General features: G+C 67.8%; 21 protein-coding genes and 1 tRNA gene. 18 read left to right on the top strand and 4 right to left on the bottom strand.

Annotated features, from left to right (window positions below; all coding sequences use genetic code 11):
- The first annotated feature begins 49 nt into the window (after positions 1–49).
- Entirely contained in the window at positions 50–856 is an 807-nt protein-coding gene (locus tag L7N97_RS04070; protein ID WP_237477083.1) for an IS5 family transposase, read from the top strand.
- Here L7N97_RS04070 and L7N97_RS04065 read toward each other — a convergent pair.
- Positions 810–1,582 (bottom strand): IS5 family transposase gene (locus L7N97_RS04065; RefSeq protein WP_237477082.1). Its coding sequence is split into 2 segments (ribosomal slippage): positions 810–1,252 and positions 1,252–1,582, totalling 774 coding nucleotides; the frame shifts between segments, so codons are not numbered across the junction. The genes L7N97_RS04070 and L7N97_RS04065 overlap by 47 nt on opposite strands.
- A gap of 261 nt (positions 1,583–1,843) precedes the next feature.
- On the opposite strand from L7N97_RS04065, the gene L7N97_RS30490 reads away from it, so the two are divergent.
- Positions 1,844–2,011: a YARHG domain-containing protein gene (locus tag L7N97_RS30490; RefSeq protein ID WP_428981046.1), complete on the top strand. Its 168-nt coding sequence runs from the start codon at positions 1,844–1,846 to the stop codon at positions 2,009–2,011.
- A 31-nt stretch (positions 2,012–2,042) separates the two neighbouring features.
- Here L7N97_RS30490 and L7N97_RS04055 read toward each other — a convergent pair whose 3' ends face one another.
- Positions 2,043–3,866: an extracellular solute-binding protein gene (locus L7N97_RS04055; RefSeq protein WP_237477081.1), complete on the bottom strand. Its 1,824-nt coding sequence runs from the start codon at positions 3,864–3,866 to the stop codon at positions 2,043–2,045.
- A gap of 290 nt (positions 3,867–4,156) precedes the next feature.
- Between L7N97_RS04055 and L7N97_RS04050 the strand changes: the two genes are divergently transcribed.
- Positions 4,157–4,915, top strand: a complete 759-nt coding sequence (locus tag L7N97_RS04050; RefSeq protein WP_237477080.1) for an invasion associated locus B family protein — start codon at positions 4,157–4,159, stop codon at positions 4,913–4,915.
- A 98-nt stretch (positions 4,916–5,013) separates the two neighbouring features.
- On the opposite strand, the gene hspQ is transcribed toward L7N97_RS04050, so the two are convergent.
- Positions 5,014–5,343 (bottom strand): heat shock protein HspQ, encoded by a 330-nt coding sequence (gene hspQ, locus L7N97_RS04045; RefSeq protein WP_237477079.1) that lies wholly within the window; start codon positions 5,341–5,343, stop codon positions 5,014–5,016.
- 229 nt (positions 5,344–5,572) lie between these two features.
- Between hspQ and L7N97_RS04040 the strand changes: the two genes are divergently transcribed.
- From L7N97_RS04040 to rpoC, 9 genes are all read left to right on the top strand, one after another.
- A tRNA-Trp gene (locus L7N97_RS04040) sits at positions 5,573–5,649 on the top strand.
- Positions 5,650–5,818: 169 nt separating this feature from the next.
- Positions 5,819–6,013: a preprotein translocase subunit SecE gene (secE, locus tag L7N97_RS04035; RefSeq protein ID WP_237477078.1), complete on the top strand. Its 195-nt coding sequence runs from the start codon at positions 5,819–5,821 to the stop codon at positions 6,011–6,013.
- Between the two features lie 46 nt (positions 6,014–6,059).
- Positions 6,060–6,590, top strand: a complete 531-nt coding sequence (gene nusG / locus L7N97_RS04030; RefSeq protein WP_237477077.1) for a transcription termination/antitermination protein NusG — start codon at positions 6,060–6,062, stop codon at positions 6,588–6,590.
- A 266-nt stretch (positions 6,591–6,856) separates the two neighbouring features.
- Entirely contained in the window at positions 6,857–7,285 is a 429-nt protein-coding gene (rplK, locus tag L7N97_RS04025) for a 50S ribosomal protein L11 (protein ID WP_237477076.1), read from the top strand.
- A gap of 4 nt (positions 7,286–7,289) precedes the next feature.
- Positions 7,290–7,988, top strand: a complete 699-nt coding sequence (rplA, locus tag L7N97_RS04020; protein ID WP_237477075.1) for a 50S ribosomal protein L1 — start codon at positions 7,290–7,292, stop codon at positions 7,986–7,988.
- 501 nt (positions 7,989–8,489) lie between these two features.
- Positions 8,490–9,020, top strand: a complete 531-nt coding sequence (gene rplJ, locus L7N97_RS04015) for a 50S ribosomal protein L10 (RefSeq protein ID WP_237477074.1) — start codon at positions 8,490–8,492, stop codon at positions 9,018–9,020.
- A gap of 81 nt (positions 9,021–9,101) precedes the next feature.
- The gene (gene rplL, locus L7N97_RS04010; protein ID WP_237477073.1) at positions 9,102–9,479 is read left to right on the top strand and encodes a 50S ribosomal protein L7/L12; all 378 of its coding nucleotides are present in this window, start codon (positions 9,102–9,104) and stop codon (positions 9,477–9,479) included.
- Between the two features lie 315 nt (positions 9,480–9,794).
- Positions 9,795–13,931 (top strand): DNA-directed RNA polymerase subunit beta, encoded by a 4,137-nt coding sequence (gene rpoB, locus L7N97_RS04005; RefSeq protein WP_237477072.1) that lies wholly within the window; start codon positions 9,795–9,797, stop codon positions 13,929–13,931.
- A 139-nt stretch (positions 13,932–14,070) separates the two neighbouring features.
- Positions 14,071–18,252, top strand: a complete 4,182-nt coding sequence (rpoC, locus tag L7N97_RS04000) for a DNA-directed RNA polymerase subunit beta' (RefSeq protein WP_237477071.1) — start codon at positions 14,071–14,073, stop codon at positions 18,250–18,252.
- A 96-nt stretch (positions 18,253–18,348) separates the two neighbouring features.
- On the opposite strand, the gene L7N97_RS03995 is transcribed toward rpoC, so the two are convergent.
- Positions 18,349–18,660, bottom strand: a complete 312-nt coding sequence (locus L7N97_RS03995; RefSeq protein ID WP_237477070.1) for a DUF1640 domain-containing protein — start codon at positions 18,658–18,660, stop codon at positions 18,349–18,351.
- Positions 18,661–19,100: 440 nt separating this feature from the next.
- Here L7N97_RS03995 and rpsL point away from each other — a divergent pair, with 440 nt between their 5' ends.
- The 6 genes from rpsL (at position 19,101) to rplC (ending at position 24,453) form a co-directional block, all read left to right on the top strand.
- On the top strand, positions 19,101–19,472 hold the full coding sequence (gene rpsL, locus L7N97_RS03990) for a 30S ribosomal protein S12 (protein ID WP_129222702.1): 372 nt from the start codon (positions 19,101–19,103) through the stop codon (positions 19,470–19,472).
- A gap of 12 nt (positions 19,473–19,484) precedes the next feature.
- Complete coding sequence (gene rpsG, locus L7N97_RS03985; RefSeq protein ID WP_237477069.1) at positions 19,485–19,955, top strand: 30S ribosomal protein S7; 471 nt, start codon at positions 19,485–19,487, stop codon at positions 19,953–19,955.
- A gap of 33 nt (positions 19,956–19,988) precedes the next feature.
- On the top strand, positions 19,989–22,064 hold the full coding sequence (fusA, locus tag L7N97_RS03980; RefSeq protein ID WP_237477068.1) for an elongation factor G: 2,076 nt from the start codon (positions 19,989–19,991) through the stop codon (positions 22,062–22,064).
- 39 nt (positions 22,065–22,103) lie between these two features.
- Positions 22,104–23,294: an elongation factor Tu gene (tuf, locus tag L7N97_RS03975; protein ID WP_237477067.1), complete on the top strand. Its 1,191-nt coding sequence runs from the start codon at positions 22,104–22,106 to the stop codon at positions 23,292–23,294.
- A gap of 64 nt (positions 23,295–23,358) precedes the next feature.
- Positions 23,359–23,667, top strand: coding sequence for a 30S ribosomal protein S10 (gene rpsJ / locus L7N97_RS03970; RefSeq protein ID WP_129220909.1), 309 nt, complete (start codon positions 23,359–23,361; stop codon positions 23,665–23,667).
- 51 nt (positions 23,668–23,718) lie between these two features.
- On the top strand, positions 23,719–24,453 hold the full coding sequence (gene rplC / locus L7N97_RS03965; protein ID WP_237477066.1) for a 50S ribosomal protein L3: 735 nt from the start codon (positions 23,719–23,721) through the stop codon (positions 24,451–24,453).

Here is a 24,453-nt window from a genome sequence, read left to right as displayed (position 1 = left end):
TTGACCTTTCTTTGATCGGTTTGCGTTGTCGTTTCTGGTGGAGGCGACGATGTGGACTGCCGAGGCTCGGGATCGCTACAAGGATGACGGTCGGCGCTATCCGAGCGATCTGACAGACAGCGAGTGGGCAACACTTGCGCCGATGATGGGCGTGTACAGGACGCTGACCGCTGACCTGCGCGAGATCGTCAACGCCTGCTTGTATCTGGAGAAGGCCGGCTGTCCATGGCGTTTTCTGCCCAGGGAGTTCGGTCCGTGGCAGACCGTGCGCTCCTGGCACGACCGCTTCCGCGCCGACGGCGTGTGGGCCGACATCGCGGCCGTGCTGACGCGCGCCGAGCGGGCTCGCCGCGGACGCGACCCCGAACCCGCGACGGCGATCATGGACTCGCAAAGCGTCGCGTCAGGGCCGCAGGCGGGAGAGCGCGGCGTGGACGGCAACAAAAAGGTGAAGGGCATCAAGCGTCACGTGCTGACCTGCTCGCTCGGCTTCGTGCTCGCCACGTCGGTGACGGCCGCCAACGTGCACGACACGGCCGCCGCGGCAGAGTTGCTGGACCGCGCCGCTGCCGAGGGCTGGACGCCTCGACGCGTCAAGGTCGACGGCATCTACAGCGGTGCCCGCATGGCGCAGGCCGCCGCACCTCACGGCATCGAGGTTCAGGTCTCTACGCGCGAGCGGGACGTGAAAGGCTTCAAACCCTTGCCCGTGCGATGGCGCATCGAGGGCACCTTCGGCACCCTGACCAACCGCTATCATCGCCTCACGCGCAACCTGGAACAGAGCACCACGGCAGCCGAAGATGCCGTCAGCATCGCCAACTGCCACCGCCTGATCCGAGCCTATAACAGCTAAGACAGGTCAAACAGGCTCTGAAGCTCGTGTCAGTCTTGTCGTAACGCGTGCCGATGCGGCGGAAGGCTTTCAGCGAACAGAAGAAGTTTTCGACGAGGTGCCGCCATTTGTAGGCGGCAAAATCGCAGGGGATGTGCCGCTTGCGATTGGCTTTGGGCGGGATCACCGCGGCAACGCCTCTGCCTTCAAGATTTTCCCGAAGCCAATCGACGTCGAAGGCCTTATCGGCCAGAAGCATCTTGAAGGGCACGTCGGCGATCAGATCCTTGACGCCCTTGACGTCGTGGCGGTGCCCCGGCAGCAGCACAAAGCGCACCAAATTGCCGAGCGCGTCCACCAGGGCGAGGATCTTGGTGGTCAAACCGCCGCGAGAACGGCCGATGGCCTGATCCTGAGTCCCCCTTTTGCGCCAGTGCCGTGCTGGTGGACCCTGATGATCGTGCCATCCACCATGGCGTATTCAAAATCAGGGTCGCCCGACAGAGCGGCGAAAACGCGGTCGAAGACCGCCTTCTTGGCCCACCGGCGGAAACGTTGGAAATTGGAGTTCCAGTTGCCGAACCGGTCCGGCAAGTCTCGCCATGGTCCGCCCGTCCGTACGACGTGCAGGATAGCTTCCATGAACAGACGATTGTTGCTGGCCGATCGCCCCGGATCACCGACCTTGCCGGGAAGCAGAAGGGCAATACGCTCCCATTGCTCGTCCTTCAACACGTCGCGATCCATGCTGGAACCTCCCTTTTCCAGCCTTGAATCCCACTTTCGCCCGCTGGGAAACCCTAATGTCGCTGAATGTCAACGCGCCCTAGTCTGCAAATGCGCCGTCGGGCGTGGCGGCACCCACGAACCATGACGACCTCGGGGAGCGCGGCGATGCGATTCCGGTTCACTGTCGGCCTTGGGGCGGCGATCACCCTCTGCCTCATCGCGAACCCCGGCGCCGCGCGGGCGGATGCCTGTTCCGACCTGTAGTTCGGCCGCAACCAGATCTACAAGACGGCCGGCTACTGCTTCAGGACGAGCCGCGCCATCGCGGCTTTCGGCAACGCCGGCTGCCAGTACGACGCGCTGGAGGACGTCCCGCTGTCGGCGAGGGACCGGGCCGCCGTGGCGCGCTACGTGCGCGAGGAGGCCGCGCTGGGCTGTGGACCCTGACGAGCCGCCTTCCCGACCGTGAGGTCGCGCCCTAGCCGCCCCGCTTCCGCCACCACAGCTCGATCGGCGTGACGTTGCTGATGCCGAACAGCGGCACCTCCTTCGGGCGGCCGAGGAAGGACGCGTAGGCGATCCACTGGTCCTCCGTGTGGAACAGCGGCACGACGTAGAAGCCCGTCAGCAGCAGCCGGTCGAGCGCCCGCACGGCGGCGAGGTAGCCCTCCTGGCTCGATGCCGCGACGATCGCCGACACGGCGGCGTCGATGGCGGGCGATCGCGCGCCCGCGAGGTTGAACGAGGCCGGCTGGTCCGCCGCGGCCGAACTCCAACGCGAGCGCTGCTCAGCGCCCGGCGAGGCCGTGGCAAGCCACTGGCCCGGCATCATGTCGAAGTCGAAGGACTGGCGCCGGCGCTGGTACTGCACCTCGTCGACGCGGCGCACCGCGGCCTCGATGCCGATCTCCTTGAGGCTGTCCGCGTAGGCGAGCGCCAGCCGCTGGTAGCGCGGCTCCGTCACCATGATCTCGAAGCGGAACGGCTCGCCGTTCGGCAGCCGCATCACCGTGCCGTCGAGCCTGTCGCCGGCCTCCGCCAGGAGCGCGAGGGCCCGCTTGGCCTCGGCGCGTTCGCGGCCCGAGCCGTCGCCGCCGGGCGGCCGCCAGACGCCGGCCAGCACGTCGGGCCGCACGGAGCCGGGGTAGGGGGCGAGCAGCGCCACCTCGGCGGCGTCGGCCGGCCGGCCGGACGAGCTGAGCTCGCTTTCGGCGAAGAAGGACGGCGTGCGCCGGTAGAGCCCGCCGTAGAGCGCGCGGTTGACCCAGCCGAAGTCGAACATGCCGGCCAGGGCCTCGCGCACGCGCGGGTCCGCGAACAGCGGGCGCCGCGTGTTGAAGGCGAAACCCTCCATGCCCTTCGGGAACCGCAGCGGCACGGCCTGCTTCAGGTCGCGGCCGTCCTGCAGCGCGGGGAAGTCGTAGCCGGTGAGCCAGCGCGCCGGGTCGGTCTCGATGCGGAAGTCGCACAGGCCCGCCTTGAACACCTCGAATAAGGCGTTGGCGTCGCGGTAATAGTCGATGTCGACGCGGTCGAAGTTGAACATGCCGCGCCGCGTCGGCAGGTCGCGGCCCCAGTAGTTCGGGTCGCGCTCCAGCACGAGCCGCGTGCCGGGCTCGACCTCCGTGACGCGGTAGGGCCCGCTGGCCACGGGGGGCTTCAGCGTCGCCTCGTCGAAATGCGCGGGGTCGACCGCGTGGCGCGGCAGCACCGGCATCAGCCCGAGGAAGAGCGGCAGCTCGCGGTCGCCGACCCCGGCGAGGTCGAAGCGGATCGTCAGCGGATCGGGCGTGTCGACGCCCTTCACCAGCCCGAACGCTTGGCGCTGCTGCGGCCGCCCCTTCTCCTTGAGGAGGTCGAAGGTGAAGCGCACGTCGTCGGCCGTGACCGCCGTGCCGTCCGAGAAGCGCGCGCGGGGGTCGAGGTGGAAGGTCGCGAAGGAGCGGTCCTCGTCGGTGTCGAGCCCCCGCGCGACGAGGCCATAGAGCGTGAAGGGCTCGTCCTGCGAGCGCGCCATCAGCGGCTCGTAGACCATGTTGACCAGCCCCTGGGCGGTCGAGCCTGCCTTGAGGTTGAAGGGGTTCAGGCTGTCGAAGGTGCCGGGCAGGCACAGGCGCAGCCGGCCGCCCTTCGGCGCGTCGGGATCGGCATAGGGGAAGTGGGCGAAGCCGTCGGGCAGGGCGGGCGCGCCGTGCATGGCGATGGACGGCGCGGCACGGGCCGCGGGCGCCACGCCCGCCCACAGCGCGAGGGCGGCGAACGGGAGGCGGAGGTGGCGCAGGGCGGGCCGGATCACGGTCATGCGGCCCGTCCTCGCACGCGATGCTGGTGCGGGTGTGACCATGGCGAGGCCGAGTCCGGCTTGCAATCGGGGGCGAGATCATCGACGAGGGGCCGCCGTCGCCTCGGAACGCGCCGTCGACAACGTGTCGCCGCATTCCGTCGCGATGACCCGCGCGCCACGCCCGCCGGGGCGGCATCGCTCCGACGCCCTCGGAACGCCGAAGCCGTCCGACTCCGACGGTGAGCGCTTGGACCCGAGTCCGATCCGCGTCACCCCGACGCCCGCCGTTCGAACCACGAGGACATTCCATGCCGATCCACACGACCAAGCTCGGGGCCGCGACCCTGCTGGCGGGCGCGCTGTTCGCTGCCGGGGCCCAGGCCCAGACCGCCGCTCCGGCGGCCGGCGCTCAGCCCGCCCAGGCGCAGCCGAACCCTTCCGCGCCCGTCAAGCTCGACATGCAGGCCCTGCAGGGCACGGACTGGACCAAGGTGTGCGGCAAGCCGGCGCCCGGCCAGAAGGAGACCTGCTTCACCACCCGCGACTTCACCACCGACCCGAAGCAGCCGCCGCAGGTCGCCCTGGCGATCTACGACGTGAAGGGCGAGGACAACCGCGTGGCGCGCGTGCTGCTGCCGATCGGCCTGATGCTGCGCCCCGGCGTGCGCTTCTCGGTCGACAAGGGCGCCGCGACGCCCGGGGCCTACGAGTTCTGCATGCCCAACGGCTGCTTCGCCGAGACGCAGATCTCCGGCAAGGTGATCGAGCAGATGAAGAAGGGCACGGTGCTCAACGTCGTCGCCAAGGGTCCGGCCGGCAACGAGATCACCTTCGCGCTGCCGCTGGCCAACTTCGGCAAGGGCTTCGACGGCGCCCCGATCCCGACCGAGGTGCTCCAGAAGCGCCAGGAGGAGCAGCAGGCCGAGCTGCAGAAGCAGCTCCAGGAGCGCGCGCTGGCCCAGCGCCAGGCGCTCGAGAAGGGCGCTGCCGGCGCCGCCCCGGCGGCCGGCGCCCCGGCTCCCGCGGCCGGCGCCGCTCCCGCCCCGGCGGCCCCCGCCAAGCCCTGATCCCCCGATCGGCCTGTCCTCGAAACACGAAGGGCGCGCACCGCGGTGCGCGCCCTTCTGGTTTCGCCCGGGCCGCGGCTGCGGTCGGCAGCGGCCCGTCAGTTCCGCGCCGCCGCCTTGGCGCGGTAGTCGCCGGCGGCCGTGCGCTCAAAGCTGTCGGCGATCTGCGGGTGGCGCAGCGGCTCGCCCGACTCGTCCGGCAGCAGGTTCTGCTCCGACACGTAGGCGATGTACTCGGTCTCGCTGTTCTCGGCGAACAGGTGGTAGAACGGCTGCTCCTTGATCGGGCGCACGTCCTCCGGGATCGACAGCCACCATTCCTCGGTGTTGGCGAAGACGGGGTCCACGTCGTAGATCAGGCCGCGGAACGGGTATTTGCGGTGCCTCACCACCTGCCCGATGCCGAATTTCGCGGTCAGGGCCTTCATCCTCGTCTCCACCTGCGGGCGCGCGCGGGCCGGGCCCGGAGCGACGCGGAGCCAACGCGATGCGGCGGCCCGCCTCTGCCGAGCGTCGAAGATGTCCACCGGCCGCCCGTCCGTCAACCGATGCCGGCCGCTATGGTTCGGATCGGCGGCCCTTGCCAGGAGGAGCGGAATGGTGCAGAACGTCGAGGCGCGCTGCGCGGGTCTTCGGGCCCAGGCGGGGCTGCGACGCAGGAGTGTAGCTCAATCGGCTAGAGTACCGGTCTCCAAAACCGGGGGTTGTGGGTTCGAGTCCCACCTCTCCTGCCAGCTTCCCTGGCACCGCAGCCCGAGCCCTCCGCTTCACGATCTTTTCGCTTGGTTCCCGCGGCGCTCGCCTTTATAGGACCGTCATGGGGCGCGCGGCCGGACGGTCGCGCGCCGCTCTTCATTTCGGCGCCGGGGTGACGTGTCCTCCCGCGAGCCGCCCGGATACGACATGGCCAACCCGTTCGAGTTCATCCAGGACGTCCGCACCGAAGCCGGCAAGGTGACGTGGCCGACGCGGCGCGAGACCGGCGTCACCACCGCGATGGTCCTCATCATGGTGGTCCTGGCGGCCGTGTTCTTCGTCGCCGTCGACGAGGTCATCCACTTCGCCGTGTCGCTGATCCTGGGCTACGGCAGCCGTTGATCGTTCCGCCGCGCCGAACGGCATCTTTATCCCCCGGGTTCCCGCCATGAGCATGCGTTGGTACATCGTTCACGCTTACTCGAACTTCGAAAAGAAGGTGGCCGAGTCCATCCGTGAGCAGGCGGCGCAGCGCGGCCTCACCGACCGGTTCGAGGACATCCTGGTCCCCACCGAGAAGTTCACCGAGGTCAAGCGCGGCCGCAAGACCGAGTCCGAGCGCAAGTTCTTCCCCGGCTACGTCCTGGTCCGCACGGACCTGACGGACGAGGTCTACCACCTCATCAAGAACACCCCGAAGGTGACGGGCTTCCTCGGCGCCGACAACAAGCCCCATCCGATCTCGGACTCCGAGGCGGACCGGATCAAGGGGCAGGTGGCCGAGGGCGTCGAGCGGCCGAAATCCTCCATCACCTTCGAGGTCGGCGAGCAGGTGCGCGTGTCGGACGGCCCCTTCGCGTCCTTCAACGGCCTCGTGGAGGAGGTCGACGAGGGCCGCTCCCGCGTCAAGGTCGCGGTGTCGATCTTCGGCCGCGCGACGCCGGTCGACCTCGAGTTCGGCCAGGTCGAGAAGCTCTGAGCGGAACGGCCTGAGGGGCGCGGGGGCGAGCCAGAGGCGGCCGCCCGGCGCCCCGGCCCACACAGGATTCCGAGTCCGCTCGGACCCGATCTGCGCCGCGTGGCGCAGTCCCCGCGCTCCCCGGAGCGCGGGCGCCGGTCTCCCTCGCGGAGGCGCCGGCATCACCCGTGGGAGTCGCGTCCGGCCCGCCGAGCCGGACTCAACGACGGACCACGATCCCCCATGCCCCGTCGCGGCGACGCGCGGGGCGCCTCGAGGAGTATTCGATGGCGAAGAAGATCACGGGTTACATCAAGCTTCAGGTCCCGGCCGGAAGCGCCAACCCGTCCCCCCCGATCGGTCCCGCGCTCGGTCAGCGCGGCCTGAACATCATGGAGTTCTGCAAGGCCTTCAACGCCCGCACGGCGCAGATGGAGAAGGGCTCCCCCATCCCGGTCGTCATCACGGCGTTCCAGGACCGCTCCTTCACCTTCGAGCTGAAGCTGTCGCCGGTGTCGTTCTTCCTCAAGAAGGCGGCCGGCATCAAGGCCGGATCGAAGACGCCGGGCCGCGGTACGGTCGGCCGCGTCACGCGCGACCAGGTGCGCGAGATCGCCGAGAAGAAGATCGTCGACCTCAACTGCTCGACCGTCGAGGCCGCGATGTCGATGGTCGAAGGTTCCGCCCGTTCCATGGGCCTCGAGGTGGTGGGGTAAGACGATGGCCAAGATCGGAAAGCGCATCAAGGCCGCTCGCGAGGGCATCGACCGCATCAAGCTCTACCCCGTCAGCGACGCCGTCGGCCTGGTGAAGAGCTGCGCCAAGGTGAAGTTCGACGAGACGGTCGAGATCGCCATGAACCTCGGCGTGGACCCCAAGCACGCGGACCAGATGGTGCGCGGCGTGGTCAACCTGCCGAACGGCACGGGCCGCACCGTTCGCGTCGCGGTCTTCGCCCGCGGCGCCAAGGCCGACGAGGCCCGCAACGCCGGGGCCGACGTGATCGGCGCCGAGGACCTCGTGGCGGCCGTCCAGGGCGGCACGATCGACTTCGACCGCTGCATCGCCACGCCCGACATGATGGGCCTGGTGGGCCGCCTCGGCAAGGTGCTGGGCCCGCGCGGCCTGATGCCGAACCCGCGCGTCGGCACCGTGACCATGGACGTCACCGGCGCCGTCAAGGCGTCGAAGGGCGGCGCGGTCGAGTTCCGCGTCGAGAAGGCCGGCATCGTGCAGGGCTCGGTCGGCAAGGCGTCGTTCGACGACGAGAAGCTCGTCGAGAACATCCGCGCCTTCGTGGATGCGGTCACCCGCGCCAAGCCGGCGGGCGCCAAGGGCACCTACCTGCAGCGCGTGGCCCTGTCCTCGACGATGGGTCCGGGCGTCAAGGTCGACCCGGGCACGATCGGCAGCGCCTGACGCCGCCTGGCCCCGTCCGCGCGGCCGCTCCGCGCGGTGTGCGGGGCGCGTCGAAACCGCTTGGCACGAAGACGTGAAGTCTTTATGAGGGCGGAAGGGTCCCTCGCGGGACCCCGGAAATCGCGCGGCGCGGCCTCCCTCGGGCGGTCGGGCGGCGCGTCCTGATGAGGCCGGGCGGTGCTGGAGCGATCCCGCATCCTGTCCGGCCGTGTCCTGTCCAAGACTGCAGGTGCCGCACCCGCCTCCGGGCGGGTGGCTTGAATCCTCGAGGTCAGCGGCGCGAGCCGGCGGCCGACGGGGAGCCCGCATAGACGGTGAAGCCGGTTTGAGTTCAGGGTCCGCGCGAGCGGGCCTTCAGATTTGGTTCGATCCTTCTGTCCGGAGGCCGACAGGCCGCCGGGGGCAGGCACAGACCGCCGATGGCGGGCCCCTCGCGGGCCCGGTTTCGGCGGACACCATGTGCAGTCGCGGGGCTAGACTTCGCTATTCGGAGTTTCAACTTTGGACAGAACGGAAAAGAAGGAGCTCATCGACGAACTCAACGGCGTCTTCCAGAAGACCGCCGTCGTCGTCGTGGCTCACTATTCCGGCCTCACTGTCGCGCAGCTTCAGCGCTTGCGCAAGCAGATGAGAGAGGCCGGAGCCAAGGTGCAGGTCACCAAGAACCGCCTGACCAAGATCGCGCTCGAGGGCACGGATGTCGCTTCCATCGGCTCGCTGCTGACGGGGCCGACCATCCTGGCCTATTCGGACGATCCGGTCGCGGCCCCCAAGGTGGCGGCAGCCTTCGCCAAGGATTTCGAGAAGTTCGTGATCCTCGGCGGGGCGATGGGCAAGACCGCCCTCGACCCGAACGGCGTTCGCGCCCTCGCCACGATGCCGTCGCTCGACGAGCTGCGCGGCAAGCTGATCGGCCTCATCCAGGCGCCGGCCACGAAGCTCGCCCAGCTCACCACGGCCCCCCAGGCCAAGCTGGCGCGCGTGTTCCAGGCCTACGCCGACAAGGATGGCGCCGAGAAGGACGCGGCCTGAACGTCGCGGCTTCGGCCGCGAACGCCGCCCGACCGGCACCCTTGATTTCACCCTTCACGAACCAAACCTAGAGAAAACACCATGGCCAACCTTTCCCAGATCGTCGACGACCTGTCGGCCCTCACCGTCCTCGAAGCCGCCGAGCTCGCCAAGATGCTCGAAGAGAAGTGGGGCGTGTCCGCCGCCGCCGCGACGGTCGCGGTCGCGGCCGGCCCGGCCGGCGCCGCCGCTGCCCCGGTCGAGGAGCAGACCGAGTTCACCGTGATCCTGGCCGCCGCCGGCGACAAGAAGATCGAAGTCATCAAGGAAGTCCGCGCCATCACCGGTCTGGGCCTCAAGGAAGCCAAGGACCTCGTCGAGGGCGCCCCGAAGCCGGTCAAGGAGTCGGTCTCCAAGGACGACGCCGCCAAGCTCAAGGCCCAGCTCGAGAAGGTCGGCGCCAAGGTCGAGCTCAAGTAAGCAGGTGGGAGATCGCGCGATCCGCTTCGCGCTGCTTCGCTGAAACATGTGATCGGTCCCGGGGAGTTTCCTCGGGACCTTTCCGGCGTTCTCCGTTCGGCTTGTCCGGAGGCGCCGCGACGGCAGACAGGCCCCGTCCCGGCGCGAGCCCGCCCGGACGGCGACATACGGCGCATGGGTCCCCGCGGGGTCGATCGGTGCAGGCCGGGCTCGGGAACAGGCCGGAGGCCCGCGGCGACGCGGCGCCTTCGAGGCGGAGACCGGGCGTCGGGCCCGGTTCGAGGTTCCGCCGCACGAAAGGGTACGAGGAGCGACATGGCGCAAACGTTCACGAGCCGCAAGCGGGTCCGCAAATTCTTCGGACACATCCGCGAAGTCGCCGAGATGCCCAACCTGATCGAGGTCCAGAAGGCCTCCTACGACCAGTTCCTGCTGGTCGACCAGCCGGAAGGCGGCCGTCCCGACGAGGGCCTGCAGTCCGTCTTCAAGTCGGTCTTCCCGGTGTCGGACTTCGCCGGCACGGCCCTGCTCGAATTCGTGAAGTACGAGTTCGAACAGCCGAAGTTCGACGTCGACGAGTGCCGCGCCCGCGGCATGACCTTCGCGGCGCCGCTGAAGGTGACGCTGCGCCTCATCGTGTTCGACGTGGACCCGGACACCGGCGCCAAGTCGGTCAAGGACATCAAGGAGCAGGACGTCTACATGGGCGACATGCCCTTCATGACGTCGAACGGCACCTTCATCGTCAACGGCACCGAGCGCGTCATCGTCTCGCAGATGCACCGTAGCCCGGGCGTGTTCTTCGACCACGACAAGGGCAAGAGCCATTCCTCGGGCAAGCTGCTGTTCGCCGCCCGCATCATCCCCTACCGCGGCTCCTGGCTCGACATCGAGTTCGACGCCAAGGACATCGTCTACGCCCGCATCGACCGGCGCCGGAAGATCCCGGTGACGTCGCTGTTCTACGCCCTCGGCATGGACGGCGAGGAGATCCTGTCGACCTTCTACAACACCGTGCGCTACGAGCACGCGGCCGACGGTTGGCGCGTGCCGTTCAACGCCGAGCGGCTGAAGGGCATGAAGGCCGCCGCCGACATGATCGACGCCGACTCCGGCGAGATCGTCATCGAGTCCGGCAAGAAGATCACCGCCCGCACGGCGCGCCTGCTCGCCGAGAAGGGCGTGAAGGCCCTGCGCGCGACCGACGACGACCTTTACGGCCAATACCTTGCCGAGGACCTCTACAACCCCGAGACCGGCGAGATCTACGCCGAGGCCGGCGACGAGATCACGGCCAAGACGCTGCCGGGGCTGCTCGACCAGGGCTTCAACGAGCTGCCGATCCTCGACATCGACCACATCAACATCGGCCCCTACATCCGCACCACGCTCGCGGTCGACAAGAACTCCTCGCGCGAGGACGCCCTGTTCGACATCTACCGCGTGATGCGTCCCGGCGAGCCGCCGACGCTCGACACCGCCCAGGCGATGTTCCACTCGCTGTTCTTCGACCCCGAGCGCTACGACCTGTCGGCCGTGGGGCGCGTGAAGATGAACATGCGCATGGACCTCGACGCCGCCGACACGGTGCGCGTGCTGCGCAAGGACGACATCCTCGCGGTGGCCCGCGCGCTGGTCGACCTGCGCGACGGCCGCGGCGAGATCGACGACATCGACCACCTCGGCAACCGCCGCGTCCGCTCGGTCGGCGAGCTGATGGAGAACCAGTACCGCCTGGGCCTCCTGCGCATGGAGCGCGCCATCAAGGAGCGCATGTCCTCGGTCGACATCGACACGGTGATGCCGCAGGACCTCATCAACGCGAAGCCCGCGGCGGCCGCGGTGCGCGAGTTCTTCGGCTCGTCGCAGCTGTCGCAGTTCATGGACCAGACGAATCCGCTGTCGGAGATCACCCACAAGCGCCGCCTGTCGGCGCTCGGGCCGGGCGGCCTCACCCGCGAGCGCGCCGGCTTCGAGGTGCGCGACGTGCACCCGACTCACTACGGCCGCATCTGCCCGATCGAGACGCCGGAAGGCCCGAACATCGGCCTGATCAACTCGCTGGCCACCTTCGCGCGCGTCAACAAGTACGGCTTCATCGAGGCCCCGTACCGCCGCGTCCGCGGCGGCGCTGTGTCGGACGACGTCGTCTACCTGTCGGCCATGGAGGAGACGAAGCACTACGTCGCGCAGGCCGACGCCGCGATGAGCGCCGACGGCAAGCTGACGGAAGACCTCGTGCTGTGCCGCCACGCCGGCGACGTGATGCTGGTCCCCGTGGACCGCGTCGACTTCATGGACGTGTCGCCGAAGCAGCTCGTGTCGGTCGCGGCGGCGCTGATCCCGTTCCTGGAGAACGACGACGCCAACCGCGCCCTCATGGGCTCGAACATGCAGCGCCAGGCGGTGCCGCTGGTGAAGGCCGACGCGCCGCTGGTGGGCACCGGCATGGAGGCCGTGGTGGCCCGCGACTCCGGCGCCGCCATCGCGGCGCGGCGCGCCGGCATCGTCGACCAGATCGACGCGACCCGCGTCGTGATCCGCGCGACCGAGGAGGTCGACGGCGGCAAGCCCGGCGTCGACATCTACCGTCTGATGAAGTTCCAGCGCTCGAACCAGTCGACCTGCATCAACCAGAAGCCGCTCGTGCGCGTCGGCGACCGGGTGAAGAAGGGCGACATCATCGCGGACGGCCCGTCGACAGACCTCGGCGACCTCGCCCTCGGCCGCAACGTGCTGGTCGCATTCATGCCCTGGAACGGCTACAACTTCGAGGACTCGATCCTCCTCAGCGAGAAGATCGTCAAGGAGGACGTGTTCACCTCGATCCACCTCGAAGAGTTCGAGGTGATGGCCCGCGACACCAAGCTCGGGCCCGAGGAGATCACGCGCGACATCCCGAACGTGTCGGAAGAGGCGCTGAAGAACCTCGACGAGGCCGGCATCGTCTACATCGGCGCCGAGGTGCAGGCCGGCGACATCCTGTGCGGCAAGATCACGCCGAAGGGCGAGAGCCCGATGACGCCGGAGGAGAAGCTGCTCCGCGCCATCTTCGGCGAGAAGGCGTCGGACGTCCGCGACACGAGCCTGCGCGTGCCCCCCGGGGTGACGGGCACGATCGTCGAGGTCCGCGTGTTCAACCGCCACGGCGTCGACAAGGACGAGCGCGCCCAGGCGATCGAGCGCGAGGAGATCGAGCGGCTCGCCAAGGACCGCGACGACGAGCTCGCGATCCTGGACCGCAACGTCTACGCCCGCCTCGTGACCGTGCTCGACGGCCACACCGGCATCGGCGGCCCGCGCGGCTTCAAGAAGGAGACGGTGCTCAACCGCGAGGTCATCGAGGGCTACCCCCGCTCGCAGTGGTGGAACTTCGCCGTCGCGGACGACGCCGTGATGGGCGAGCTCGAAGCCATGCGCAAGCAGTACGACGAGTCGAAGAAGGGGCTCGAGAGCCGCTTCCTCGACAAGGTCGAGAAGCTGCAGCGCGGCGACGAGCTGCCGCCCGGCGTCATGAAGATGGTCAAGGTCTACGTCGCGGTGAAGCGCAAGATCCAGCCCGGCGACAAGATGGCGGGCCGCCACGGCAACAAGGGCGTGGTGTCCAAGATCGTGCCGCAGGAGGACATGCCGTTCCTCGCCGACGGCACGCCGGTCGAGATCGTGCTGAACCCGCTGGGCGTGCCCTCGCGCATGAACGTCGGGCAGATCCTGGAGACGCATCTCGGCTGGGCCTGCGCGGGCCTCGGCCGGCAGGTGGGCGAGATCGTCAACGCCTACCAGCGCCAGGCGGCGCTGGAGGGCCACGGCGACATCGGGCCCCTGCGCGACAAGATGGAGCACATCTACGGCGCCAACGACGACGTGCGCGGCCTCGACGACGAGGGGCTGGTCGAGCTCGGCCAGAACCTGCGCCGCGGCGTGCCGATCGCGACCCCGGTCTTCGACGGCGCGCACGAGCCCGACATCGTGTCGCTGCTGGAACAGGCCGGGCTCGACGGCTCGGGCCAGTCGACGCTCTACGACGGGCGCACCGGCGATGCCTTCGACCGCAAGGTCACGGTGGGCTACATCTACATGCTGAAGCTCCACCACCTCGTGGACGACAAGATCCACGCGCGCTCGATCGGCCCCTACTCGCTCGTCACCCAGCAGCCGCTCGGCGGCAAGGCGCAGTTCGGCGGCCAGCGCTTCGGCGAGATGGAGGTCTGGGCGCTCGAAGCCTACGGCGCGGCCTACACCTTGCAGGAGATGCTGACGGTGAAGTCCGACGACGTGGCGGGCCGCACCAAGGTCTACGAGGCGATCGTGCGCGGCGACGACACGTTCGAGTCGGGCATCCCCGAGTCGTTCAACGTGCTGGTCAAGGAGATGCGCTCGCTGGGCCTCAACGTGGAGCTGACCCAGAGCGAGAAGCCGGACGCGGTGGTGCTGCCGGAAGCCGCCGAGTAACGGAGCGAGGGCGCGCCGCGCGCCCCGACACAAGGGCCCGCCGCGCTCCCCCGAAGGGAGTCCGTCGGGCCGTCGTCACCCGAAGATTTCTCCGAGGGTGTGGCCGCGTCTCGCGGCCTACCTCGGTTTGGAGAAGACCATGAATCAAGAGGTCATGAACCTTTTCAGCCCGGCGGTTCAGCCCCAGGCTTTCGACCAGATCGCGATCGGCATCGCTTCTCCCGAGAAGATCCTGTCCTGGTCGTTCGGCGAGATCAAGAAGCCGGAGACCATCAACTACCGCACCTTCAAGCCGGAGCGCGACGGCCTGTTCTGCGCGCGCATCTTCGGGCCGATCAAGGACTACGAGTGCCTGTGCGGCAAGTACAAGCGCATGAAGTACAAGGGCGTGATCTGTGAGAAGTGCGGCGTCGAGGTGACGCTGTCGCGCGTCCGGCGCGAGCGCATGGGCCACATCTCGCTGGCCGCCCCCGTGGCGCACATCTGGTTCCTGAAATCGCTGCCGTCGCGCATCGGTCTCCTGCTCGACATGACGCTGCGCGACCTCGAGCGCATCCTCTATTTCGAGTCCTACATCGTCATCGAGCCCGGCCTCACCCCGATGAAGGAGCGTCAGCTCCTCACCGAGGACGAGTACCTGCGCGCCCAGGACGAGTACGGCCAGGACAGCTTCACCGCCATGATCGGCGCGGAAGCCATCCGCGAGATCCTGCGCAACATGGACCTCCAGAAGATCGCGGAGGACCTCAAGGTCGAGATCCAGGAGTCGACCTCCGAGCTGAAGCCGAAGAAGCTCGCCAAGCGCCTGAAGATCATCGAGGCCTTCATGCACTCGGGCAACAAGCCCGAGTGGATGATCCTGACCGAGGTGCCGGTGATCCCGCCGGACCTGCGCCCGCTGGTGCCGCTCGACGGCGGCCGCTTCGCGACCTCCGACCTCAACGACCTCTACCGCCGCGTCATCAACCGCAACAACCGCCTGCGGCGGCTGATCGAGCTGCGCGCGCCGGACATCATCATCCGCAACGAGAAGCGCATGCTTCAGGAGGCGGTGGACGCGCTGTTCGACAACGGCCGGCGCGGCCGCGTCATCACGGGCGCCAACAAGCGCCCGCTGAAGTCTCTCGCCGACATGCTGAAGGGCAAGCAGGGCCGCTTCCGCCAGAACCTGCTCGGCAAGCGCGTCGACTATTCGGGCCGCTCGGTCATCGTGGTCGGCCCCGAGCTGAAGCTGCACCAGTGCGGCCTGCCGAAGAAGATGGCGCTGGAGCTGTTCAAGCCCTTCATCTACTCGCGCCTCGACGCCAAGGGCCTGTCGACCACCGTCAAGCAGGCCAAGAAGCTCGTCGAGAAGGAGAAGCCGGAGGTCTGGGACATCCTGGACGAGGTCATCCGCGAGCATCCCGTGATGCTGAACCGCGCCCCGACGCTCCACCGCCTGGGCATCCAGGCCTTCGAGCCGACGCTGATCGAGGGCAAGGCGATCCAGCTCCACCCGCTGGTCTGCGCCGCCTTCAACGCGGACTTCGACGGCGACCAGATGGCCGTGCACGTCCCGCTGAGCCTCGAGGCGCAGCTCGAAGCGCGCGTGCTGATGATGTCGACCAACAACATCCTGCACCCGGCCAACGGCCTGCCGATCATCGTGCCGTCGCAGGACATCGTGCTCGGCCTCTACTACGTCACGCTGATGCGCGACGGCGACATCGGCCAGGGCATGGCCTTCTCGAACATGGGCGAGATCGAGCACGCGCTCGCGGCGAAATCGATCACCCTGCACACCAAGATCAAGGGCCGCGCCTGGACCTACGAGGACGGCGTCCGCAAGTCCAAGATCTTCGACACCACCCCGGGCCGCATGATCCTCGGCCAGCTTCTGCCGAACCACGCCAAGATCAACTTCGACGTCGCCAACAAGCTGATGACGAAGAAGGAGATCTCCAACATGATCGACACCGTCTACCGCAACTGCGGGCAGAAGGAGACGGTGATCTTCTGCGACCGGATCATGGCGCTCGGCTTCCGCGAGGCGTTCCGCGCCGGCATCTCGTTCGGCAAGGACGACATGGTGGTGCCGGAGACGAAGCCGGCCATCATCGAGTCGACCTCGGCGCTCGCGAAGGAATACGAGCAGCAGTACAACGACGGCCTGATCACCCAGGGCGAGAAGTACAACAAGGTCGTCGACGCCTGGGCCAAGTGCTCGGACAAGCTCGCCGAGGAGATGATGATCCGCATCTCCTCCGTGAGGAAGGACGAGGGCGGCAAGGACAAGCCGATCAACTCCATCTACATGATGAGCCACTCCGGCGCCCGTGGCTCGCCCACGCAGATGAAGCAGCTCGCCGCCATGCGCGGCCTGATGGCGAAGCCGTCGGGCGAGATCATCGAGTCGCCGATCATCTCGAACTTCAAGGAGGGCCTGACCGTCCTCGAATACTTCTCCTCGACCCACGGCGCCCGTAAGGGCCTCGCCGACACGGCGCTGAAGACGGCCAACTCCGGCTACCTGACGCGCCGCCTCGTCGACGTGGCGCAGGACGCGATCATCTCGTCGATCGACTGCGGCTCGCAGGGCGGCATCAAGATGCGCGCGATCCTGGACGCCGGCCAGGTGGTCGCCAGCCTCGCCATCCGCATCCTGGGCCGCACCACGGCCGAGGATCTGCGCGACCAGGACGGCGGGCTGATCGTCGCCACCGGCGAGATGATCCAGGAGTGGCACATCGAGCGCATCAACGCCGCCGGGATCCAGGAGGTGAAGATCCGGTCGGTGCTGACCTGCGAGTCGAAGAACGGCGTCTGCGCGACCTGCTACGGGCGCGACCTCGCCCGCGGCACGCCCGTCAACATGGGCGAGGCCGTCGGCGTCATCGCGGCGCAGTCGATCGGCGAGCCGGGCACGCAGCTCACGATGCGCACCTTCCACATCGGCGGCGCGGCGCAGATCGCCGACTCGTCCTTCATCGAGACGAGCTTCGACGGCACCATCACGTTCCGCAACATGGCCATCGCCCGCAACGGCGAGGGTGACCTCATGGTCATGGCGCGCAACGTCGCCATCGTGGTGCTCGGGCCGGACGGGACCGAGCGCGCGGTGCACCGCGTCCAGTACGGCGCGCGTCTGAAGGTCGACGAGGGCGACAAGGTGAAGCGCGGCCAGCGCCTCGCCGAATGGGACCCCTACACCCGGCCGATCATGACCGAGGTGGACGGCGTCGTCGGCTTCGAGGATCTCGTCGAGGGGTCGTCGATGTCGGAGAGCATCGACGAGGCCACCGGCATCGCCAAGCGCATGGTCATGGACTGGCGCCTGAACCAGCGCTCGGCGAGCCTCAAGCCCGCCATCGTCATCAAGGGCGCCGACGGCAAGATCGCCAAGGTGTCCCGCGGCGGCGACGCGCGCTACCTGCTGCCCGTCGAGTCGATCATCGCCTTCGACCCCGGCGCTACGGTGAAGGCCGGCGACGTCATCGCCCGCATCTCGATGGAGGGCGCCAAGACCCGCGACATCACCGGCGGTCTGCCGCGCGTCGCCGAGCTCTTCGAGGCGCGGCGTCCGAAGGACCACGCGATCATCGCGGAGATCTCGGGCATCATCCAGTTCGGCAAGGACTACAAGAACAAGCAGCGCCTGCAAATCGTCCCGCACGAGGACGGCGCCGAGCCTGTCGAGTACCTGATCCCGAAGGGCAAGCACATCCATCTCCAGGACGGCGACGTCATCGAGAAGGGCGAGTACATCGTCGACGGCAACCCGGCGCCGCACGACATCCTGGCGATCAAGGGTGTGGAGGAGCTGGCCGCTTACCTCGTCAATGAGATCCAGGAGGTCTACCGGCTGCAGGGCGTGTCGATCAACGACAAGCACATCGAGGTGATCGTCCGCCAGATGCTGCAGAAGGTCGACATCGTCGATCCCGGCGAGACCGACTTCCTGCCCGGCGAGCAGGTCGACCACGTCGAGCTCGAGGCCGCCAACGCCGCCGCGCAGGCGGAGGGCAAGAAGCTGGCCTCCGGCACGCCGGTTCTGCTCGGCATCACCAAGGCGTCGCTGCAGACGCGGTCGTTCATCTCGGCGGCCTCGTTCCAGGAGACGACCCGCGTGCTCACCGAGGCGGCGGTCAACGGCAAGCGCGACACGCTGGAGGGGCTGAAGGAGAACGTCATCGTGGGCCGGCTCATCCCGGCCGGCACCGGTGCCGCCATGTCGAAGCTGCAGCGCGTCGCCGCGTCCCGCGACGACATGATCCTCGCCCAGAAGGCGCAGGCCTCGCAGGAGAACCTGCCTCAGCTGCCGGCGCCCGCCGCGGCCGAGTGAGGGCGCCGGCTCGAAGAGAGGAGGGGAGGGGCGCTTCGGCGCCCCTTTCTGTTTGTCGGGCCTCACCTCCAAGGAGAGGAGGCGAAAGTCGCAGGATCAGCGCGCGACTGCGCGCGCGAGGGCCAGGGCGGCGCCGAGGAGGACGATCGTCTGGAACCCGATCATGCCGACGACCCACTTGACGAGGTCCGCCTCGATGGTCTCGATCTTGGCTTCGAGGCGCAGTTCCGTCTCGCGGAGTTCACCACGAACGCTCTGAATCTCAGACTTGAGGTCGGCCTTGATCGCGAGGTCGCCCTGCATCGCCTCGGCGAAGGCGTCGGCCACGCCCTCGGCCTGCTCGGGGCTGAATCGGGCCTTGTCTTGCAGGTTGCGAGCGAGGCGGAGCGGGTCGAACACGGCGCTCATCGTCGGGATCGCCCTTCTTCGGCGATGAAAGGCTCTGGACCGTTGATCCCTTGTAGCGCCGCTCTGCCATCGGGGCAGGGGTGGCATTCCGCGCCGGACATTCTCTCGGGGCGGGCGGTTGCGCTGTTGACGCCCCCGGTGTCGCCCGGTAAGAGAGGCCAACTTTCGGCAGGCCGTAGGTACTTTCGCTCCGGGACGACGCGTCCCGGACCAAGAAGAGCCTAAACGCTGCCGGGCTCACCTGAGACCAAGCTCCGGTCGCTCGCGCGGGCGGGGTTCATCGAAAGAAGCAAGAGCGTGGCGCGTCATGCGTCGCGGTCCTCTGCATTTGGTGCGCTTGAGGTCCGGAAGGACCATGGGCGCACTTCGCTTTGCACGCGTTTCGGCGCCGGCGTCTCCGCCGTGCCGGGCCGCCCGGATCGGACCTAGAGAAGCCAGACATGCCGACGATCAGTCAGTTGATCCGCAAGCCGCGCGTCGTCGCCAAGGCGCGCAACACGGTGCCCGCGCTGCAGCAGAGCCCGCAGAAGCGCGGCGTTTGCACCCGCGTCTACACCACGACCCCGAAGAAGCCGAACTCGGCTCTCCGCAAGGTCGCCAAGGTGCGCCTGACCAACGGCTTCGAGGTCATCGGCTACATCCCCGGCGAGGGCCATAACCTTCAGGAGCACTCGGTGGTGATGATCCGCGGCGGCCGCGTGAAGGATCTTCCGGGCGTGCGCTACCACATCATCCGCGGCGTGCTCGACACCCAGGGCGTCAAGGACCGCCGCCAGCGCCGGTCGAAGTACGGCGCGAAGCGTCCGAAGTAAGGAACTGACACGATGTCCCGCCGCCACAGCGCAGAGAAGCGTGAGATCATCCCGGACGCCAAGTACGGCGACGTGACCCTCACCAAGTTCATGAACTCGATCATGTACGACGGCAAGAAGTCGGTCGCCGAGGCGATCGTCTACGGCGCCTTCGAGAACATCGAGCAGCGCCTCCGCACCGAGCCCCTGCCGATCTTCATGCAGGCGCTCGACAACGTCGCCCCCGCCATCGAGGTCCGCTCGCGGCGCGTCGGCGGCGCCACCTATCAGGTGCCGGTCGAGGTCCGTCCGGAGCGCCGCCAGGCGCTGGCCATCCGCTGGCTCATCACGGCCGCCCGCGGCCGCAACGACAAGACCATGGTCGACCGCCTGTCGGCCGAGCTGATGGACGCCGCCAACAACCGCGGCAACGCCGTCAAGAAGCGCGAAGACACGCACCGGATGGCCGAAGCCAACCGCGCCTTCTCGCACTATCGCTGGTAATCCGGCGAACCCGCGCCTTCCGAGGATCGACCCATGCCCCGCTCACATCCGATCGAAGACTACCGCAACTTCGGCATCATGGCCCACATCGATGCGGGCAAGACGACCACGACCGAGCGGATCCTGTTCTACTCCGGCAAGTCCCACAAGATCGGCGAAGTCCACGACGGCGCCGCCACCATGGACTGGATGGAGCAGGAGCAGGAGCGCGGCATCACGATCACGTCGGCCGCCACCACGACCCAGTGGAACGGCAAGCGCCTGAACATCATCGACACCCCCGGCCACGTGGACTTCACCATCGAGGTGGAGCGCTCGCTCCGCGTGCTCGACGGCGCGGTCTGCGTGCTCGACGGCAACCAGGGCGTCGAGCCCCAGACCGAGACGGTCTGGCGCCAGGCGGACAAGTACAACGTGCCCCGCATCGTGTTCGTCAACAAGATGGACAAGATCGGCGCCGATTTCTACAAGTGCGTCGACGACATCAAGACCCGCGTCGGCGGCCGTCCGGTGTGCATCCAGCTGCCGATCGGCGCTGAGTCCGACTTCAAGGGCATCATCGACCTCGTCCGCATGAAGGCGGTCGTCTGGGAGAACGAGAACCTCGGCGCCAACTACCACGACGAGGAGATCCCCGCCGACCTGCTCGACCGCGCCAAGGAATACCGCCTGGCGATGATCGAGGCCGCCGTCGAGCTCGACGACGACGCCATGTCGGCCTACCTCGACGGCACCGAGCCGGACGAGGCCACGCTGAAGCGGCTGATCCGCCTCGCCGTGCGCAAGATCGCCTTCCACCCGGTGCTGTGCGGCACGGCCTTCAAGAACAAGGGCGTGCAGCCCCTGCTCGACGCCGTCGTCGACTACCTGCCGTCCCCGCTCGACCGTGAGGCCATCAAGGGCATCGACGTCAACACCGAGGCCGAGGTCACCCGTCCCGCGTCGGACAGCGAGCCCTTCTCGCTGCTCGCCTTCAAGATCATGGACGACCCCTTCGTCGGCACGATCACGTTCTGCCGCGTGTATTCGGGTCACATCGAGAGCGGCACGACCGTGCTGAACTCGACCAAGGACAAGAAGGAGCGCATCGGGCGCATGCTCCTGATGCACGCCAACAACCGCGAGGACATCAAGGAGGCCTATGCCGGCGACATCGTCGCCATGGCGGGCCTGAAGGACACCCGCACGGGTGACACGCTCTGCGACACGCAGAAGCCGGTGATCCTGGAGAAGATGGAGTTCCCCGAGCCGGTAATCGAGATCGCGATCGAGCCGAAGTCCAAGGCCGACCAGGAGAAGCTGGGCGTCGCCCTGCAGAAGCTGGCCGCCGAGGACCCGTCCTTCCGCGTCTCGACCGACACCGAGTCGGGCCAGACGATCCTCAAGGGGATGGGCGAGCTCCACCTCGACATCAAGGTCGACATCCTGCGCCGGACCTACAAGGTGGACGCCAACATCGGCGCCCCCCAGGTGGCCTATCGCGAGAAGCTGACCCGCCGCGTCGAGCAGGACTACACGCACAAGAAGCAGACGGGCGGCACGGGCCAGTTCGCCCGCGTCAAGATCGTCTTCGAGCCGAACGAGGCCGGCGCCGGCAACCTGTTCGAGTCGAAGATCATCGGCGGCGCGGTGCCGAAGGAATACGTGCCCGGCGTCGAAAAGGGCATCAACTCGGTCATGGGCGCCGGCATCCTGGCGGGCTTCCCCGTCGTGGACGTCAAGGCCACGCTGATCGACGGCGCCTTCCACGACGTCGACTCGTCGGTCCTGGCGTTCGAGATCGCCTCCCGGGCGGCCTTCCGGGAAGCGTTGCAGAAGGGTGGATCGGTTCTGCTCGAGCCGATCATGAAGGTCGAGGTCGTGACGCCGGAGGAATACACCGGCTCGTGCATCGGCGACCTGAACTCCCGCCGTGGGCAGATCCAGGGGCAGGACGTGCGCGGCAACGCCAACGTCATCAACGCCATGGTGCCGCTGGCCAACATGTTCGGCTACGTGAACCAGCTCCGCTCCTTCTCGCAGGGGCGCGCCACCTTCACGATGCAGTTCGACCATTACGAGCAGGTTCCGGCCAACGAGGCTGCCAAGGTCCAGGCGAAGTACGCCTGACCTCCCCACACGAAGACCACAGCTTGAGAGGAGCCTTCCATGGCTAAGGAAAAGTTCTCGCGGAATAAGCCGCACTGCAACATCGGCACCATCGGCCACGTCGATCACGGCAAGACGTCGCTGACCGCGGCCATCACCAAGATCCTCGCCGAGACCGGCGGCGCCACCTTCACCGCCTACGACCAGATCGACAAGGCCCCCGAGGAAAAGGCCCGCGGCATCACGATCTCGACCGCCCACGTCGAGTACGAGACCAAGAACCGCCACTACGCGCACGTCGACTGCCCCGGCCACGCCGACTACGTGAAGAACATGATCACGGGCGCGGCCCAGATGGACGGCGCGATCCTGGTCGTGTCGGCTGCCGACGGCCCGATGCCCCAGACCCGCGAGCACATCCTGCTCGCCCGTCAGGTCGGCGTCCCGGCGCTGGTCGTGTTCATGAACAAGGTCGACATGGTCGACGACGCCGAGCTGCTCGAGCTCGTCGAGCTCGAGATCCGCGAGCTGCTGTCGAAGTACGACTTCCCCGGCGACGACATCCCGATCACCCAGGGCTCGGCCCTCTGCGCGCTCGAGAACAAGCGCCCGGAGATCGGCCACGACGCCGTCCTGAAGCTGATGGAGACGGTCGACGCCTACATCCCGCAGCCGGAGCGTCCGAAGGATCAGCCCTTCCTGATGCCGGTCGAGGACGTGTTCTCGATCTCGGGCCGCGGCACCGTGGTGACCGGCCGCATCGAGCGCGGCGTCGTCAAGGTCGGCGAGGAAATCGAGATCGTCGGCCTGAAGGCCACCGTGAAGACCACGGTCACCGGCGTCGAGATGTTCCGCAAGCTGCTCGACCAGGGCGAGGCGGGCGACAACGTCGGCTGCCTGCTGCGCGGCACGAAGCGCGAGGACGTCGAGCGCGGCCAGATCCTGTGCAAGCCCGGCTCCGTGAAGCCCCACACCAAGTTCAAGGCTGAGGCCTACATCCTCACCAAGGACGAGGGTGGCCGCCACACGCCGTTCTTCACGAACTACCGCCCGCAGTTCTACTTCCGCACCACGGACGTGACCGGCATCGTGACCCTCCCCGAGGGCACGGAGATGGTGATGCCCGGCGACAACGTGACCATGACGGTGGCGCTGATCGTGCCGATCGCCATGGAGGAGAAGCTGCGCTTCGCCATCCGCGAGGGCGGCCGCACCGTGGGCGCCGGCGTCGTCGCCTCCATCATCGAATAAGAAGCCAACAGGTTGGGGGAGCGGGAGCCCTGCTCCCGCCCCTTCCGACTCAAAGGACACGACGATGAACGGTCAAAACATCCGCATCCGCCTCAAGGCCTTCGACCACCGCGTGCTCGATGCCTCGACCAAGGAGATCGTCTCGACCGCACGCCGCACCGGCGCGCAGGTTCGGGGTCCGATTCCGCTCCCCACGAGGATCGAGAAGTTCACCGTGAACCGTTCGCCCCACGTGGACAAGAAGTCCCGCGAGCAGTTCGAGATCCGCACGCACAAGCGCGTTCTCGACATCGTGGATCCCACTCCGCAGACGGTCGACGCGCTGATGAAGCTCGATCTGGCCGCCGGCGTCGACGTCGAGATCAAGATCTGACGTCCGCCCCCTGCGAAACGCTGTAGCGAAGTCTCTTGAAGGAAATCTGACATGCGGTCAGGTGTCATCGCCCAGAAGGTCGGAATGACCCGAATCTTCACGGATGCGGGCGAACATGTGCCGGTGACGGTGCTCAAACTCGACGGTTGCCAGGTCGTCGCGCATCGCACGGCCGAGGTGAACGGCTACAGCGCGCTGCAGATCGGGATCGGCAAGGCCAAGGTGAAGAACGTGTCGAAGGCCGAGCGCCAGCGCTTCGCCATCGCCAACGTCGAGCCGAAGATGAAGCTGGCCGAGTTCCGGGTCGAGGCGGATCGCATGATCCCCGTCGGCGCCGAGTTCCAGGCCGACCATTTCGTGCCGGGTCAGTTCGTCGATGTGACGGGCACCTCGACCGGCAAGGGCTTCGCCGGCCCCATGAAGCGCTGGAACTTCGGCGGCCTGCGCGCCACGCACGGCGTGTCGGTGTCGCACCGCTCGCACGGTTCGACCGGCGGCCGGCAGGACCCCGGCAAGACCTTCAAGAACAAGAAGATGGCCGGCCACATGGGCGTCGACCGCGTGACCACCCTGAACCTCAAGGTCGTGCGCACGGACGTCGAGCGCGGCCTGATCCTCGTCCAGGGCGCGGTGCCGGGCCACGACGGCGGCTACATCTTCGTCCGCGACGCCATCAAGAAGGCGCCCCACAAGGACCTGCCGATGCCCGGCAAGTTCCGCATGGCCTCCGAGGCCACCGCCGCCCCGGCTGACGCGCCGGCCGCCGACGCCGCCAGCGAGGGCTGA

Origin of the sequence: Lichenibacterium dinghuense (assembly GCF_021730615.1) — a bacterium.
In the GTDB taxonomy this organism is placed as follows: Bacteria; Pseudomonadota; Alphaproteobacteria; order Rhizobiales; family Beijerinckiaceae; genus Lichenihabitans; species Lichenihabitans dinghuensis.
This window is presented reverse-complemented; position numbering and strand designations above follow the sequence as displayed.

Bases quoted from the DNA above. Each gene is read 5' to 3' on its own strand.
- L7N97_RS04070 (WP_237477083.1), top strand. From the start codon at position 50: ATGTGGACTGCCGAGGCTCGGGATCGCTACAAGGATGACGGTCGGCGC.
- L7N97_RS04055 (WP_237477081.1), bottom strand. From the start codon at position 3,866: ATGACCGTGATCCGGCCCGCCCTGCGCCACCTCCGCCTCCCGTTCGCC.
- L7N97_RS04050 (WP_237477080.1), top strand. From the start codon at position 4,157: ATGCCGATCCACACGACCAAGCTCGGGGCCGCGACCCTGCTGGCGGGC.
- hspQ (WP_237477079.1), bottom strand. From the start codon at position 5,343: ATGAAGGCCCTGACCGCGAAATTCGGCATCGGGCAGGTGGTGAGGCAC.
- secE (WP_237477078.1), top strand. From the start codon at position 5,819: ATGGCCAACCCGTTCGAGTTCATCCAGGACGTCCGCACCGAAGCCGGC.
- nusG (WP_237477077.1), top strand. From the start codon at position 6,060: ATGAGCATGCGTTGGTACATCGTTCACGCTTACTCGAACTTCGAAAAG.
- rplK (WP_237477076.1), top strand. From the start codon at position 6,857: ATGGCGAAGAAGATCACGGGTTACATCAAGCTTCAGGTCCCGGCCGGA.
- rplA (WP_237477075.1), top strand. From the start codon at position 7,290: ATGGCCAAGATCGGAAAGCGCATCAAGGCCGCTCGCGAGGGCATCGAC.
- rplL (WP_237477073.1), top strand. From the start codon at position 9,102: ATGGCCAACCTTTCCCAGATCGTCGACGACCTGTCGGCCCTCACCGTC.
- rpoB (WP_237477072.1), top strand. From the start codon at position 9,795: ATGGCGCAAACGTTCACGAGCCGCAAGCGGGTCCGCAAATTCTTCGGA.
- rpoC (WP_237477071.1), top strand. From the start codon at position 14,071: ATGAATCAAGAGGTCATGAACCTTTTCAGCCCGGCGGTTCAGCCCCAG.
- L7N97_RS03995 (WP_237477070.1), bottom strand. From the start codon at position 18,660: ATGAGCGCCGTGTTCGACCCGCTCCGCCTCGCTCGCAACCTGCAAGAC.
- rpsL (WP_129222702.1), top strand. From the start codon at position 19,101: ATGCCGACGATCAGTCAGTTGATCCGCAAGCCGCGCGTCGTCGCCAAG.
- rpsG (WP_237477069.1), top strand. From the start codon at position 19,485: ATGTCCCGCCGCCACAGCGCAGAGAAGCGTGAGATCATCCCGGACGCC.
- fusA (WP_237477068.1), top strand. From the start codon at position 19,989: ATGCCCCGCTCACATCCGATCGAAGACTACCGCAACTTCGGCATCATG.
- tuf (WP_237477067.1), top strand. From the start codon at position 22,104: ATGGCTAAGGAAAAGTTCTCGCGGAATAAGCCGCACTGCAACATCGGC.
- rpsJ (WP_129220909.1), top strand. From the start codon at position 23,359: ATGAACGGTCAAAACATCCGCATCCGCCTCAAGGCCTTCGACCACCGC.
- rplC (WP_237477066.1), top strand. From the start codon at position 23,719: ATGCGGTCAGGTGTCATCGCCCAGAAGGTCGGAATGACCCGAATCTTC.